This window comes from Pseudomonas sp. R43(2017), assembly GCF_002112345.1.
Classification (GTDB): domain Bacteria; phylum Pseudomonadota; class Gammaproteobacteria; order Pseudomonadales; family Pseudomonadaceae; genus Aquipseudomonas; species Aquipseudomonas kribbensis.
The window spans coordinates 141,654-156,732 of record NZ_NEHJ01000008.1; the positions used below are offsets into that span (position 1 = coordinate 141,654).

The window sequence follows — 15,079 nt, forward strand, 5'->3', positions numbered from 1 at the left end:
CAGCTCGCTCCCGCTTCTGATGTGCGCCTCTCTCAAAACGGCAGCCACTGTCGTTTCCCGTCAAGTCGATAAATGCATGCGCTCTACACTCGGGTGAAACCGGGAGGCCGCGCCATGCACGACAACGTCCAACACCTGAGAATCCAGCTGGCCTGCGCCCTGCGCTGGGCCGCGCGCTTGAACCTGCACGAGTCCATCGCCAATCATTTCAGCGTGGCCACTTCAGCGGATGGCCGCGAGTTTCTGATCAATCCTTACGGCAAACATTTCTCGCGGATCCGCGCCAGTGATCTGCTGCTTCTCGACGCCGACGATCCGGCCAGTCTCGACCGCCCGGACGCCCCGGACATCACCGCTTGGGCCTTGCACAGTGCCTTGCACCGCAACCAGCCCCAGGCCCGCTGCATCCTGCATACCCACAGCAAATACGCGACGACGCTGGCCTGCCTGAAGGACTCGCGCCTGCCACCGATCGAGCAGAACAGCATGCGGTTTTTCGAGCGGGTGGCGATTGATGATGGCTTCGACGGCATGGGGTTGGGTGAAGAGGCGGAGCGGGTGAGCAGGCTGCTCGGCGACAAACCTATCCTGCTGATGGGCAATCACGGACTGCTAGTCGCGGCGCCCAGCGTGGCCCAGGCGTTTGATGATCTGTATTACTTCGAGCGAGCTTGCGAGGTTTACATCACGGCGTTGGCTACCGGGCGCGAATTGCGCGTGGTCAGCGATGAAGTGGCGCGCAAGACCTGCCGGCAGTGGCTGGATTATCCGGGGTTTGCCGACAAGCATTTCAACGCATTGATGGGCATCCTCGATGAGGAAGAACCGGTGTACCGGCAGTGACTCACTCCTGTGACACGTGCGCCTTGCTCAACGGCTGACGCATCACCGGCGCGCTCCACGCCTGACGCCGGTCCTCGCTCGGCGGGCAGCCGAAACGTGCGCGGTAAGTGCGGGAGAAATGCTCCAGCGAGCCGAATCCCGAGCACGCCGCCACCTGGGCCACGCTCATCTGCGTCTGTTGCAGCAGGTTGTGCGCCCGGGCCAGGCGCAGGGTGATGTAGTACTTGAGTGGCGAGAGTCCGGTCTGATGTTTGAACTGACGCTCCAGTTGCCGCCGCGACAGGCCGACTTCACTGGCAATCGCCTCGCAGTCCAGCGGTTCTTCCAGAGCCTTTTCCATCAATTGCACGGCGCGGCGGATCTTGTTGCCGTACATCCCGCTGTTGCCCAGTCCACCGTCGAGCTGATTGTCCGCCGGGGCGCGCATCTGGCCCATCAGCAGGTGCAGGCCGATTTCCCGGGCCAGATCAGGATCGATGCGCTGGCCGATCCAGCCCAGCAGCATGTCGAGAATGGTGGTCGCGCCGGCGCAGGTCAGGCGCTGGCGTTCGAGGGTGTAGAGCTGCGGTCGGGCGCGGACCTTGGGGTAACTCTCCTGAAAGCCTTGCAGGTTGTCCCAATGCACCGCCGCTTCGTAGCCGTCGAGCACACCGGCCGCCGCCAGCAACTCAGTGCCGGTTTCCACGCCGATCAACACCGCACCGAACAGCGCCTGCTTGCGCAGCCAGCTCTTGAGCGCCGGGTTGCGACTGTGTTGATGCACCTCGAAACTGGCCAGCACCACGCAGGCGTCGAAGGCCTGCTCGTTGCTCAAGCCGTCCTCGGCGATGCTCGCCAGACCGTTGCTGGCCGTCACCGGGCCGGGCTGCAACGACAACAGCGTCCACTCGAACAGCGTACGCTGGCTCAGCCAATTGGCGATGGCCAGCGGTTCCAGCACCGCCGCCAGACCGTAATTGGAAAACGCCGGCAACAACAGCACCGCCACTCGCAGCGGTGCTTCATGGCGCGGTACAGCTTCAGCGGATCGGGTCATCGCCATCTCTGCTTTATCGTTGTTCGGTCTGCCAGTGCGGATGGCTCCACACCGGTACATCGGCGGCTGGCAGCGGGGCGAGGTTGCGGATCAGGTCACTGGCCTTTTCCGCGATCATCACCGTCGGTGCGTTGGTATTGCCGCTGACGATCACCGGCATGATCGATGCGTCCACCACCCGCAATCCTTCGAGGCCGTGCACCCGTAGTTGTGGATCGACCACGGCTTCAGGGTCGCCAATCGGTCCCATCTTGCAGGTGCCGCTGGCATGGTAGCCGGTTTCCGTGACTTGCCGCGCCCAGGCGTCGAGTTCGGCGTCGGTCTGCACCGAACGGCCCGGCACCAGTTCTTCACCCTTGAACGAGGCCATGGCCGGCTGGTCGAGGATCTCGCGCACCAGCCGTGCCCCGGCGCGCATGTCGGCACGGTCCTGCGCGGTCTTCAGGTAGTTGAACAGAATCCTTGGCGGCCGCCGGGGTTCGGCGCTGTGCAATGTCACGCTGCCCAGGCTGGTGGGGCGCATCAGGTCGATGTGGATCTGGAACGCGTGGGTCGGCACCAGCTCGACACTGCCCGGTTGCACGGCCAGCGGCATGAAGGTCAGTTGCAGGTCCGGGTGCTCGATGCCGGCCCGGGAACGCAGGAATGCACCGGCCTCGAAATGGTTGCTCGCCGCCAGACCATCGTGACGGACGAACCAGCGCGCACCGATCCACCATTTGCCCGGCGCGGTGGTCCAGCGATACAGCGACACGGGTTGCTTGCAGCGAAACTGCACCACGGCGTCCGGGTGATCGTTGAGGCGTTTGCCGACGCCGGGCAGGTCGTGTACGACGCTGATCCCGAGGTCGCGCAGTTCTGCCGCCGGGCCCACGCCCGAGAGCAACAGCAACTGCGGCGAGTTGATCGCCCCGGCGGTCAGCAGCACTTCCCGACGGGCGCGGACGGTGTTCGTTTCACCGTTCTGTTCATAGTCAATCCCGACGGCTCGCCGACCCTCGAACAGAATGCGCAGCACCAGCGCATCGGTGACCACCCGCACATTGCCCCGGGCCAATGCTTCGCTGAGATAACCGCGCGAAGTGCTCCAACGCCGACCGTTGCGTGTGGTGCGATCCACCGGGCCGAAGGCTTCCTGACGGTAACCGTTCAGATCCTCACTGACGCCATAACCGGCCTCGGCACCGGCCGCGATGAACGCCGCGCACAACGGTGTTTCGACATCGCCGGGAGTGACGTGCAGATGGCCGCCGGCACCACGATAGTCATCACCACCGTCGGCGTGAGTCTGCGCACGCTTGAAGTACGGCAGCACTTCGCGATAGCTCCAGCCGGTGCAGCCCTGTCCGGCCCAGCCGTCGTAATCCCGGGCGTGGCCACGGATGTAGACCATGCCGTTGATCGACGATGAGCCGCCGAGAGTGCGGCCTCGCGGCGTGCCGATCCGCCGGCCGTCGAGGTACGGCTCCGGCTCCGACTGATAGCGCCAGTTGTAGCGCGACCCGCCCACCACAAGGCCTACGGCGGACGGCATGTCGATTGTCCAGCTCTTGTCCTCGGGGCCGGCCTCCAGCAGCAGGATGCGCACGTTCGGGTCTTCGCTCAGGCGATTGGCCAACACGCAACCGGCCGAGCCGGCACCCACGATCAGGTAATCAAACCCGGTTTCGTCCATGGTTTGCTCCGTTCTGACAAATGACGAAGGAAGGGCGGATCAGTCCACGGAGTGGCCGTGAATGCCGTTGAACACCAAGCGATGAAAGTGATGCACCAGATGCTCGCTTTCGTTGCTGCGCTGGGCGTCGATCATGTAGCGGCCCTGGTCGTAACCCAGCGAGCGCAGGCCCTTTTGCACCGAGATGTTCAGGGCGATGTCTTCGGGGCCGAGGTCTTCGTTCATCCACTTCATGCATGCCGTGCTGACGGCGGCCGTCTCGGGGTTGCTGGAGTAGTAACCGAAGCGCAGCAGCGAGCGCTCGGCATCCAGCGGAATCATGATGAACGAGCCGAGAAACTCGGAGAACGGGAAGGTGTAGAAGGTGTTGTTCGGCCACATGCCGATGTTGAAGAAGCATTCCTGCGGGTTCAGTTCGCTTTTCAAAGGCACGCCATAGGCCTCGGTTGCCGACAGGTTGGCCGGTGCGGCGTAGGTCCACCAGTTGTCGCGTTTGATCAACTGGTAACCCTTGAAATCGATCAGCCGGGCGAGGTCGATGTGGCACGGGCCGGACAGCTTGAAGTGATAGCCCTCGATGGAATTGTCCATGATCACCTTCCAGTTGGCCGGCACGATCACGTCCTGTTCCTCGATCAGGCGCATGTCGGTCAGGTCCGGGAACACCCGGTGCATTTCTTCGTGGGCGCCGGGGAACAGATCCCGCAGCGACGGCGCATTCGGGTCGAGATTGAAGTAGACGAAACCGCCGAGTTCTTCGGTGCGCACCTGGGGAATGTTGAACTGCGCCAGCTCGAAATTCTTCATCCGCTCGCAACGGGGCGCACCGCGCAGACTGCCGTCCATCTCGTAGCACCACGAGTGATAGGCACAGCGCACCACGCCGCCGGTAGTGCCACGGCGTTCTTCGAGCAAGCGATTGCCGCGATGCTGGCAGACGTTGTGAAAACCATGGATCTGCCCCTGCCGGTTCTTCGCCACCACCACGCTCTGGTCGAACAGATCGGTGACCACGAACTGCCCCGGTTCGGCGAACTCACTGACATGCCCGGCGACATGCCAGGCCTTCATGAAAATGTTGTCGCGCTCGGCACGGAACAGGCTGTCGTCGTAGAAATAGCGCGAGGGCAGGGTGAAGGCCTGCTCCGGATCCTGCTGATCCCAGGTATCGACCGGGCTGTGCTGCTTGCGGGTCTGGAAACTGTGCATGAGGCGATCTCCACGGCGTGTTGTTGTGGGATCTAATCTAGGGTGCGAGGCGGTGTAGGGGTTGATGGATTGCGACCAGTTGCTGGGCGGAATGATCAATCGCAGGCTGGGCCGGGGAGGCCTTGACAGCCCTGCGATAATCAAACTTCACCGCGATCATGATGCAGAGGAATTTTGTCCATGGACAATCAAGCACTCAAGGCTTTGTTCGACCAGCAGTCCGCTGTCTATGACAAGCAGTGGAGCGGCATGGCGCCCATTCGTGATGCGCTTTATTTGCTGCTGGATTCGGTGTTCGCGGGCCTGCCGGAGAATGCCCGGATACTCTGTGTCGGCGTGGGCACCGGTGTGGAAATGGCGCACCTGGCGCTGCGGTTTCCCGGCTGGCAATTCACCGGAGTCGACCCTTCGGGCGCGATGCTCGACGTGTGTCGTCAAAGAGCAACCGAAGGCGGCTTCCTGGCCCGTTGCCGTTTTCACGAAGGCTATCTCGATACGCTGACGGATGAATCCGCTTACGACGGGGCCACCTGTTTTCTGGTGTCGCAGTTTTTGCTCGACCCGCAGGCCCGTATCGATTTTTTCCATGAAATTGCCCGTCGTCTGCTGCCGGGCGCGGTTCTGGCGAATGCTGATCTCGCTTCTGACACCGCGTCGCCGGCCTACGAAGCATTGCTGCGTCACTGGATGACGCTGATGGCTTCGGCCCAGGTGCCGCCGCAAATGCTCGAACGAGCGCGTGCGGCGTATGCCAGCGATGTGGCGATCCTGCCGGCGCCAAAAGTCGCCGAACTGATCGAGTCAGCGGGGTTCGAGGCGCCGGTGCAGTTCTTTCAGGCGGGGTTGATGCATGGCTGGTTTTGTTCGCGCAAAGCGGAGATTGCCGCGAGTTAGAGCGCTGGAGTTATTGGAGGAAAACAGTTTGGTCGGCATTCCCGAGGAATCCATTGCTTCGGCTTAATAGGAAGCATTACTATTCACGCCCCTTTCCTCAGCACGCCGCAATGATCCCCATGCTGCCCCGCAGACCCGGCTTTCTCGAGCATTACGAAGAGTTGATCGGCACCTGGACCCGACGCCTGCGCAATCGCTCGCAGGCCGAGGATCTGGCGCATGACACCTTTGTGCGGGTGCTCGAATCCGATTCGTCGGCGGTGCAGCAACCCCGGGCGTATCTGCATCAGACGGCGCGCAACATCGCGGTGGACGGCTATCGGCGTGAGGACCGGCGGGGTGCCATGGAGTCGGAGGCGATCGATCTCAGTGAGTCGCCGACCGGCGACCCGGAGCATTACATGCATGCGATCCAGCTGGCCGATTCCATCGAACGGGCGCTTACCGAGTTGCCGGTCAACTGCCGTCGGATTTTCGTCTGGCAGAAGATCGAAGGCCTGACCCAGGCGGAAATCGCTGAACGCCTGGGCCTGTCCAAGAACATGGTGGAAAAGTATATGATCCGCACCCTGCGGCATCTGCGTGATCGCCTGGACGGGGCGCAATCATGAGCCGCGGCGTCTTTTCATCCCCAGCCAAACAGGACATTCCATGATGGATACTCGTGATTGCGCGTGCGGGCAAACAACGGTGCGCGATGAGGCGGCACGCTGGTTTGTGCGTTTGCAGGAGCCTGCTGTCGACGCCGAACAATATCGGAACTTCGAAGCCTGGCTGAACGAACATCCGCAGCACCGTGACGAATTCCAGTTGCTGCAAGGCCTGTGGACGGCGGCGGATCTGCTGCCGGCGCCACGGCTCAAGGCCCTGTGTGAAACCCCGCCAGCGCGTCGTGAGCGCCGTCCGTTGCTGCGTTATGCGGTGGCGGCCAGTGTGGTCGCGGTGGCCCTCGGGCTCGGTCTGTTCAGTGGCTTGAATCATCCGGCGGGTTACAGCGCCGAATTCGCCACGGCACTGGGCGAGCGCAGGCATGTCGCCTTGCCGGACGGCTCGGTGATTGATCTCAACAGCCGCAGCCGCCTGCAGGTGCGATTCGAGAAGGATCGGCGCCTGATCGAGCTGACCGAAGGCGAAGCGATGTTCAGCGTCGAGCACGACACTTCGCGACCATTTGTGGTCGAGGCCGGCAGCGGCAAGGTCACGGTCACCGGCACCCGCTTCGATGTGCGCCGTGATGTGACGCAAACCCGGGTCGCGGTGGAGCAGGGCACGGTCAAGGTGCAGGGGCGGCATGCGCCGGACAACGAGTTTATCAACCTGACGGCCGGCCTCGGCACCCATGTCGATGCCCATGGCGTTGTGGCCCAGGCCTATGCAGTCAACCCGGCGGAGCTGACGGCCTGGCGCAGCGGCAAACTGGTGTTCAACAATGCCAGTCTCAGTGAAGTGGTCGAAGAAGTGTCCCGTTACCGCGACAAACCATTGACCGTCGCCAACACGGCGGTGGCCAGTTTGCGTCTGACCAGCGTGTTCAAATCCGACAACACCGACGCCTTGCTCAAGGCCTTGCCGAGCATCCTTCCGGTGGCCGTGCGGACCCACGCCGACGGCAGTCAGGAAATAATTTCAAAATAAAATTCAGGTTTTTTTCGAGTTCGTCGTCTTCCTGTCCAACTGCAACTGGTTTGCATTAACAGCCGCACACTCTTGCGATCCACAGGACTCCGTACGACGTGAAAAACACCACTGCCAACAACAAAAAATCCCCCTGGTTGCCGCTGGCGCTCGCGCTGGCGGTCAACGCTGCGATGCCGCTGGCATTTGCCGCCGACGCCATTCATATCCGCGCGCAGCCACTGGGCCAGGCGCTGAGCGAATTGGGTCAGCAAACCTCGCTGCAGGTGTTTTTCAGCCCGGACCTGGTCGCCGGCAAACAGGCTCCGGCCGTCGATGGCAATCTTTCGCCGGAGGATGCGCTGCGCCAGTTGCTGCAAGGCAGCGGCCTGAACTATCAGATCAATGAAGGCTCGGTGACCCTGTCGCCAGCGCCGACCGCGGCCGCCAATGGCCCGCTGGAACTGGGCGTGACCGACATCAAAGTAGTCGGTGACTGGCTCGGCGACGCCGATGCCGCCGTGGTGCAGAACCACCCGGGCGCGCGGACCGTGATCCGCCGCGAAGCGATGGTCGAGCAGGGCGCAATGAACGTCAGCGACGTCCTCAAGCGTGTGCCGGGCGTACAGGTGCAGGACTCCAACGGCACCGGCGGCAGCGACATCTCGCTGAACGTCGGCGTACGTGGCCTGACTTCGCGCCTGTCGCCGCGCTCCACTGTATTGATCGACGGCGTGCCAGCCGCGTTCGCGCCGTATGGTCAGCCACAACTGTCGATGGCACCGATTTCCTCCGGCAACCTCGACAGCATCGACGTCGTGCGCGGCGCCGGTTCCGTGCGTTACGGGCCACAGAACGTCGGCGGCGTGATCAACTTCGTGACCCGTGCGATCCCGGAAAAAGCCACCGGTGAAATCGGCACCACCCTGGAAACCACCCGTTATGGCGGCTGGAAACACATCGATACCGCGTTCCTTGGCGGCACCGCCGACAATGGCATGGGCGTCGCGCTGTTGTACTCCGGCGTCAACGGCAACGGTTACCGCGAGCGCAACAACGGCAACGACATCGACGACGTGCTGCTCAAGACCCACTGGGCGCCGACCGATCAGGACGATTTCAGTCTCAATTTTCACTACTACGACGCCAGCGCCGACATGCCCGGCGGCCTGACGCAGAAGCAGTACGATGACAAGCCGTACGACTCGGTGCGTGACTACGACAACTTCAGCGGTCGCCGCAAGGATGTGTCGTTCAAGTGGATCCGCCAGATCGACGAGCGCACCCAGGCCGAAGTGCTGACCTATTACACCGACAGCTTCCGTGGCAGCACCATCGCCGCCCGCGACCAGAAAACCCTGAGTTCGTACCCGCGTTCCTACTACACGCTGGGCATCGAACCACGCGTCTCGCGGGTATTCGATGTCGGCCCGACCACTCAGGAAGTCAGCGTCGGTTATCGCTACCTGAAAGAGGCCATGCACGAGCAGTCGAGCCGTCTGGCGCTGGTCAACAATGAGCCGGTGGTCACCAAGACGTCCGACGGCCACGTGTTCCAGGACCGTACCGGCGGCACCGAGGCCAACTCGGTCTACGTCGACAACAAGATCGACGTCGGCAAATGGACCATCACCCCGGGCATTCGCTTCGAGCACATCAACACCGACTGGCATGACCGCGCCGTGCTCGACACCGCCGGCAAACGCGTGCCGGAGAAAAACCGCAGCATCGAGAGCAACGAACCGCTGCCGGCGCTGAGCGTGATGTATCACCTGTCGGATGCGTGGAAGCTGTTTGCCAACTACGAAACCTCGTTCGGCAGCCTGCAGTATTTCCAGCTGGGCCAGGGCGGTTCGGGTGACCAGACCGCCAATGGTCTGGAGCCCGAGAAAGCCAAGACCTATGAGATCGGCACCCGCTACAACGATGACGTGTGGGGCGGTGAAGTGACGCTGTTCTACATCGACTTCGACGACGAACTGCAATACATCAGCAACGATGTGGGCTGGACCAACCTCGGTGCGACCAAGCACCAGGGCATCGAGGCTTCGGTGCACTACGACATGGCGGCGCTCGATCCGCGCCTTGATGGCCTGACCGCCAACGCCGGTTTCACCTACACCCGCGCGACCTATGAAGGCGAGATTCCAGGCTTCAAGGGCCGCGACCTGCCGTTCTATTCGCGTCAGGTGGCGACGGTCGGCCTGCGTTACGACATCAACCGCTGGACCTACAACATCGACGGTTTCGCCCAGTCCAAGCAGCGTTCACCGGGCACCGGCGTGAATGCCGACGGCAGCTTCAGCAACAACTACATCACCGAAGGCACGGCGGACGGTCAGTACGGCGACATCCCGGGCTACGTGACCTGGAACGTGCGCGGCGGCTATGACTTCGGTGCGCAGCTGTCGAACCTGAAGCTCGGCGCCGGGGTGAAAAACATCTTCGACAAGCAGTACTTCACCCGCTCCAGCGACAACAACTCGGGGATGTATGTCGGCGCGCCGCGTACGTTCTTCGTGCAGGCCAGCGTCGGATTCTGACGCTGTTCGGCTCGTTCCCACGCTGCGTGGGAACGAGCTGGCTCAGACCTTCAGCGCTTTCCCGCCAATCGCTACTGCCACCAACAGCGCCGCCATCAACCCGAAGGCGAAACTCAGGCTGCTGGCATGGGCGACAAACCCGATCACCGCCGGCCCCGCCAGAATTCCCGCATAACCCAGCGTGGTGATCGCCGGCACGGCGATGCTTTCCGGCATCACCGTCTGCTTGCCCACCGCCGTGTACAGCACCGGCACGATGTTCGAGCAGCCAGCACCGACCAGCGCATAACCGACCAGCGCGGCTTCCCAGCTCGGGGCGAACGTCGCCAGAAACAAACCTGCCGCCGCCAGCAGACCGCCAAACAGAATGATCCGCGTCGCACCCAGTGCGCGAACAATCCGGTCACCGGTCAAACGACCTGCAGTCATCGTCAGCGCGAACGCTGCGTAGCCGAGGCCTGCATACGCCGTATCGATCCCGCGTTCCTGCGCCAGAAACACCGCGCTCCAGTCCAGCGCCGCGCCTTCGGTGAGGAACACGATGAAGCACATGCCACCGATGAACAGCACGATTCCGTGAGGGATCGCGAACGCCGGTCCCGAGCTTTCACTGCCGTAAGGCAACATGTGCGGCACAGCCTTGAACAGCGCCGCGATCAGCACCACGACCACCACCAGCATCGCCGCCAATGGCGACAACCCAAGGCCAAGCAGGGCGCTGACGCCTGCCGCGCCGACGATCCCGCCGAGGCTGAACAGGCCGTGAAACCCCGACATCATGTTCTTGCCGCTGGCCCGCTCGACGATCACCGCTTGCAGGTTCACCGTCGAGTCCACCGTGCCGAGCCCGGCGCCGAACATGAACAGCGTGGCGATCAACGCCGGGATCGACGACACCGTCGACAGCAACGGCAACGCTGCACAGATCAGCAACGTGCCGCCGGTAGCCACGCGCCGACAGCCGAACCGCGTAGCCAGAATCCCCGCCAGCGGCATTGCCAGAATCGACCCGACGCCAAGACACAACAGCAACAGACCCAACGTCCCTTCATCGAGCCCGGCCCGCGCCTTGGCGTACGGCACCAGCGGCGCCCATGCGGCGATGCCGAGTCCGGCGATGAAGAAGGCGATGCGCGTGGACATCTGTTGCAGGCGTCCGGGAGCGAGGGGAGGCGGGGTGTTGATGGCAGTCATGAAACGTCCTTGGTCTTGCGGTCTATGGCGTGATGCAGGGCAACATCCTTGCATATCAGTCCATGGGCCGCGACCTTGAGTTCCCGATCAGGCCGGTCGGCGAGAACGGATCACTGCTCGCGGATGCTTTGCGTCAACTTCAAAAAGCGCGGTACGACAGCCTCGGGCGGGGGCACCAGATCTTTCAGGCCGTCGGTGCCTTTCTGGAAAGTAAACATCTGCGCTGCGATCAGCGGGCTGGCGAGACCGCCGACATGGGCGATGGCGAACCAGGCGCGATCCTGTTCGGTGGTTTCCGGACGAGGGTCAAGACGCCAGCCTTCGAGGGTGGTCATGCGATCGCCGATGTAGAACTTCTCCATGATTTTCGACTTTTTCCAGATCTCGGCGTCGTAGCCGGGGCGGTAGTCGGTGTCGTAGGTGCCACGCGTCGGTTTGGTCGGATCGTTTTGCGAGGCGTTGATCAGACTCATGATCACGTTCGGAGTGCTGGTAAAGCGCAGGCTGTTTTTGACACTAAAACCGGTTTTGCCGTCGTCATGGATAAAGCCGTAAGGCATACAGACGCCGGGGCCTTCGGGCACTTGATAGAGGTCGCGGGCTTCGAAGCGGGCGGCAAGGTCCTTGATCCGTTGTGCGGAGTTTTCGGCGGGTTTGTTCATGTTGAAGTAGAACACCCGATTGTTGCGCCAGAGCAGGAATTCATAAGGCGTTTTTTTGCTGCCCAGGACATGGGAATCGGGTATGCCCAGGTCGTGTTCGTATTTTTTTGTCTTTTGAATTCGTTCGTCCAGCTGACTGATTCGTTCTTCTTGGGTTTTGACGATGTCGGCTGAGTATTTCATCTGTTTGATGGTCGCGAGCAGGCGCTTGTTGGTTTTGAGATCGTCCTGCAGAACCTTTTTATAGTGTTCGGTTTCGTAAACGATAGCGTTGCGTTGTCTTTCAAAACTCTCTCGTGTCGTGACATCGCTGACTCTGATGGTCATTTCGTCATAGTTGTAACTTACGAAATCGCTCACCGCATGAACGTTTTTCGAAAAAACATGGCCTCCAGCACTTTTCATGTTGCTGCGTTCAATTGCGAAGGTTGCCCACTCAAATGTTTCTGGCGACTGGAACCGCATGCGACCCAAGCACTCTTGCAGCTCAGTTTCAGCCCAAGCTGAGTGGGCGCCAAGCATGGTGGCGAAGGCGATGATGACTCTTATCATGAACTGTGCTCGTTTGAATGGGGCGTCTTGTTCGCGCTTGCGATGCGAACATCATTTTTCTTCTCGTCATGGTGAGCAATAATCGTCAGGTTCAATCCCGAATCGTTATTCTCACCCTTTGTCCAATTGATAGGTAACTCCGTGATGAAACCTTGAATCCCGATGGGGGCAGGATACGTTTTTACTCCAGCTAAAGTCTTGCTTTCCCAAAAGCCTTGTTCATGGGGCAATAGATCTGATGTCTGGCCACCTTGATCGAGATACAAAGTTGATCGATAAGTCCAAGTTGGCCAGATGGAAGCAGGGAAACCATCCTGATAAAGCTCTACAGTTGAGGACTCGATAACTTGCGATCGATTGTAGTTTTGCGGAATGAAGTTAAAGGAATACTCATAAGCCTTGGAATTGTCGGCTGCCTTGTTTTGAATGGCTTTCCAAGTTTTTTCAGCTGCTGGCTGATTGAGAAAGTCATCATCAACTTCAAAAGAGGACACAGGGCCATCTTTCTTCGCCTGACTCATCCCGAAGTGCTTCTTCCACAAATCCTTGCGCAACTTATTGATTGTCTTCCCTACCTTCTGGTTGTGTTTGCCGTCCAGCTTGGCTTCAGTCGATTCGCTGTCGCGCACAATGACTGCCAGCTCTGAGTCACGTGTCCCGCATTGACTGCGGTCATTGATATTGGCGCTGCCGAGAATCGCCACCCGATCATCCGCGATCAACAACTTGCTGTGCACGTAGATTTGTTCAGTGACGACTCTATCACCGAGGGTGGCCCAAGTCCGAAGGTTCAGCAGGGTCAAATATTTTGACCAGTCCTGTTGCGCATAAACTGGCTTATTTTTGCTATCCACCCGCTCAATAATCTTCCCTGCCTCTTCCTTGCTCGCCCCGCGATCCATCATGTCCTTCATCGCCATGTGCCGTTGAATGCGTTTGACCAGACTCTGTTCGCCAAATACCAGACTTTGCATGGTCAGATGAATCTGGTGCATGAGGTTCAGCACATTCAGCGCGCCTTCCGGGTGCACCGGCAAAATCAGGTACACGTGGAACGGACGGTTTTCGGCAATTGCCCGGCCGATGCGGTCGGCCAGCGCCTTGCCGATGCTGTTGGTGAGCTTCTGTTCTTTTCCCAGTTTCTGCGTCAGCCAGCCCTGTGCGTTGGTCTGCCAGATCGCCAGGAAACTTTTGAGAAAGGTGCGGGCCTCTTCGCCGGGTTCCTTGCTGATGGCGTTGACTTCTTTCCAGTCGATCCGGGTGAAGTCCTGGTCTTCCATCGCTTCACGCAACTTGATCCGGGCGACGAAATTCTCGTTCAAAGTGGACGGGTCGCGCAGGCTGGCCATCGGGCCGGACAGTGGCCGGCCTTCCGCCAGTTCGCCCTCGTCACCGAAGTCGGTCTGGAAGAACTGGTTCTCGATGTAGATGAAGTGCTGGGCACTGGAAATGGTCTGCAGCATGGCGCGCAGGCAATTGTCCTGGACGCCGCCAACGTTGAAACCTTCGGGCAGCGGCAGGTGGACCTTGGCCTGGTTTCGCCCTTTGGCTTCCTGAGTGGTCATCGCGGCTGAAGCGCTGCGCAACACCTGCACGCTGACGCCGCCTTGCGCCGTCTGTGGCGGTGTCGGCAGGGTCGGGGCCTGGTCGATCCACACCGGTTTGGGCATTGGCAACTTCAGGCTGATCTGATTGTTGAGGTCCAGGTGGTGGGGCAGGCCGGCGTCCCTGACCAGGGTGTTGACCCACTCCATCAGGGCGACGATGACAGTGGTCTTTTCCAGGCTCTTGATCTCGGCGATGTAGGCCTGTTGTCCGTTCCAGCGGTCGATGAAGTTGCGCGACAGGTCGTACACCGACGGCCCCTCGATGCGGCTGTGAACGTCTTGCCACGGCATGCGCGGCTGATCCTTGTCCAGCCGGCTGTAATCTGCCGAAGCCAGCGGCTGCGGTTTGTGTTTGAGATAGACAAAGGGTTCCTGGTGATTGGCCACGCGGTCTTGCAGCAACGCGTAAAAGTGCCCGAGCAATGAAGTGGTCAATTGACCGATGTTGTTCAGCCAGCCCATTTTTTCTGCGGGCATCGCGTCGTAACCCTTGTCGCAAAACATCGCGACGAGGCGGCCGAGATCGGTCGAATTCGTCCAGTTGTTGATCAGCTCGTAACTCTTCAGACGCAGCGAAGCCTGCAAATTGCCGGCGCTGCTTTCGACTTCGCGAATCCACACTTGAGCCTGGCCCTTGAGCGGTTCGGCAAGCGGCAGACGTGTCCAGTTGTGTTTGATCAGCGCGGTGATATTGCGGATGGCCGCGTCGGTCAGATATTCCCTGGGCCTGGCCAAAGGATCGATGGAGGACACGTATTCCTTCAGACTTTTGCCCGCCTTCATTGCCCGATCCAGAACGGGCAGGGGCGGGCTGGCGAAGAAGTTCTGAATCGCCGCGACGGCGTTGATCACGGCAGCGCGACTGGGCAACGCCAGTTTGACGTTGGTTTTTTCGGTGCCGATGGTCGTTTCGGCCAGTGGTCTGGACAGGTCGAACAGCGTGCCCAGCAGCAGGCCGGCTCGACTGACGTGTTTGTCCATGTCCATCCAGCCCAGATGCGGGATCCCCGGGTTGTAGGCGTCGTTACCCTTGCGGTCGCTGGCATCCAGGCTGAAGTTGTTGTCGTCGCGACGCCCGTACGCCAGGTCAATACCTCCGACATAGCCGATCTTGTTGTCGATCACCACGCACTTCTGGTGATGGGAAAAAGTCGAGCCCAGGCCCTTCATGTCGCTTTGCTGGATGGCCGGTGTGCAGAAGGCACGCGGCACCTTCAGCCCGGCGTTGAGCTGGAAAACCGCGAGCATGG

At 60.8% G+C, this 15,079-nt stretch carries 11 protein-coding genes; 5 read left to right on the forward strand and 6 right to left on the reverse strand.

Annotated features, from left to right (window positions below):
* The first annotated feature begins 114 nt into the window (after positions 1-114).
* Positions 115-843 (forward strand): class II aldolase and adducin N-terminal domain-containing protein, encoded by a 729-nt coding sequence (locus CAG02_RS22190; protein ID WP_085712551.1) that lies wholly within the window; start codon positions 115-117, stop codon positions 841-843.
* 1 nt (position 844) lies between these two features.
* Here CAG02_RS22190 and CAG02_RS22195 read toward each other — a convergent pair whose 3' ends face one another.
* From CAG02_RS22195 to CAG02_RS22205, 3 genes are read right to left on the reverse strand one after another with little or no spacing between them, the layout of a single operon-like run.
* Positions 845-1,879: a GlxA family transcriptional regulator gene (locus tag CAG02_RS22195; protein WP_085712589.1), complete on the reverse strand. Its 1,035-nt coding sequence runs from the start codon at positions 1,877-1,879 to the stop codon at positions 845-847.
* A gap of 13 nt (positions 1,880-1,892) precedes the next feature.
* Complete coding sequence (locus tag CAG02_RS22200; RefSeq protein WP_085712550.1) at positions 1,893-3,554, reverse strand: choline dehydrogenase; 1,662 nt, start codon at positions 3,552-3,554, stop codon at positions 1,893-1,895.
* A gap of 39 nt (positions 3,555-3,593) precedes the next feature.
* Complete coding sequence (locus tag CAG02_RS22205; protein ID WP_085712549.1) at positions 3,594-4,763, reverse strand: aromatic ring-hydroxylating dioxygenase subunit alpha; 1,170 nt, start codon at positions 4,761-4,763, stop codon at positions 3,594-3,596.
* A gap of 180 nt (positions 4,764-4,943) precedes the next feature.
* Between CAG02_RS22205 and CAG02_RS22210 the strand changes: the two genes are divergently transcribed.
* The 4 genes from CAG02_RS22210 to CAG02_RS22225 all read left to right on the forward strand — a co-directional run bounded on the left by CAG02_RS22210 (position 4,944) and on the right by CAG02_RS22225 (position 9,814).
* Positions 4,944-5,657, forward strand: a complete 714-nt coding sequence (locus tag CAG02_RS22210) for a class I SAM-dependent methyltransferase (protein ID WP_085712548.1) — start codon at positions 4,944-4,946, stop codon at positions 5,655-5,657.
* 110 nt (positions 5,658-5,767) lie between these two features.
* Positions 5,768-6,268: a sigma-70 family RNA polymerase sigma factor gene (locus CAG02_RS22215; RefSeq protein ID WP_045121794.1), complete on the forward strand. Its 501-nt coding sequence runs from the start codon at positions 5,768-5,770 to the stop codon at positions 6,266-6,268.
* Positions 6,269-6,308: 40 nt separating this feature from the next.
* Entirely contained in the window at positions 6,309-7,292 is a 984-nt protein-coding gene (locus tag CAG02_RS22220; RefSeq protein WP_085712547.1) for a FecR family protein, read from the forward strand.
* A 98-nt stretch (positions 7,293-7,390) separates the two neighbouring features.
* Positions 7,391-9,814 (forward strand): TonB-dependent receptor, encoded by a 2,424-nt coding sequence (locus tag CAG02_RS22225; protein WP_085712546.1) that lies wholly within the window; start codon positions 7,391-7,393, stop codon positions 9,812-9,814.
* 42 nt (positions 9,815-9,856) lie between these two features.
* On the opposite strand, the gene CAG02_RS22230 is transcribed toward CAG02_RS22225, so the two are convergent.
* The 3 genes from CAG02_RS22230 to CAG02_RS22240 form a co-directional block, all read right to left on the reverse strand.
* Positions 9,857-11,008: an MFS transporter gene (locus CAG02_RS22230; RefSeq protein WP_085712545.1), complete on the reverse strand. Its 1,152-nt coding sequence runs from the start codon at positions 11,006-11,008 to the stop codon at positions 9,857-9,859.
* 110 nt (positions 11,009-11,118) lie between these two features.
* Positions 11,119-12,222 (reverse strand): hypothetical protein, encoded by a 1,104-nt coding sequence (locus tag CAG02_RS30075; RefSeq protein ID WP_085712544.1) that lies wholly within the window; start codon positions 12,220-12,222, stop codon positions 11,119-11,121.
* Positions 12,219-15,077, reverse strand: coding sequence for a phospholipase D-like domain-containing protein (locus CAG02_RS22240; RefSeq protein ID WP_305881756.1), 2,859 nt, complete (start codon positions 15,075-15,077; stop codon positions 12,219-12,221). Before CAG02_RS22240 ends, CAG02_RS30075 begins: the two co-directional genes overlap by 4 nt.
* Positions 15,078-15,079 lie beyond the last annotated feature (2 nt).

Coding starts and splice junctions, on each gene's coding strand:
- CAG02_RS22190 (WP_085712551.1), top strand. CDS start 115: ATGCACGACAACGTCCAACACCTGAGAATCCAGCTGGCCTGCGCCCTG.
- CAG02_RS22195 (WP_085712589.1), bottom strand. CDS start 1,879: ATGACCCGATCCGCTGAAGCTGTACCGCGCCATGAAGCACCGCTGCGA.
- CAG02_RS22200 (WP_085712550.1), bottom strand. CDS start 3,554: ATGGACGAAACCGGGTTTGATTACCTGATCGTGGGTGCCGGCTCGGCC.
- CAG02_RS22205 (WP_085712549.1), bottom strand. CDS start 4,763: ATGCACAGTTTCCAGACCCGCAAGCAGCACAGCCCGGTCGATACCTGG.
- CAG02_RS22210 (WP_085712548.1), top strand. CDS start 4,944: ATGGACAATCAAGCACTCAAGGCTTTGTTCGACCAGCAGTCCGCTGTC.
- CAG02_RS22215 (WP_045121794.1), top strand. CDS start 5,768: ATGATCCCCATGCTGCCCCGCAGACCCGGCTTTCTCGAGCATTACGAA.
- CAG02_RS22220 (WP_085712547.1), top strand. CDS start 6,309: ATGATGGATACTCGTGATTGCGCGTGCGGGCAAACAACGGTGCGCGAT.
- CAG02_RS22230 (WP_085712545.1), bottom strand. CDS start 11,008: ATGACTGCCATCAACACCCCGCCTCCCCTCGCTCCCGGACGCCTGCAA.
- CAG02_RS30075 (WP_085712544.1), bottom strand. CDS start 12,222: ATGATAAGAGTCATCATCGCCTTCGCCACCATGCTTGGCGCCCACTCA.
- CAG02_RS22240 (WP_305881756.1), bottom strand. CDS start 15,077: ATGCTCGCGGTTTTCCAGCTCAACGCCGGGCTGAAGGTGCCGCGTGCC.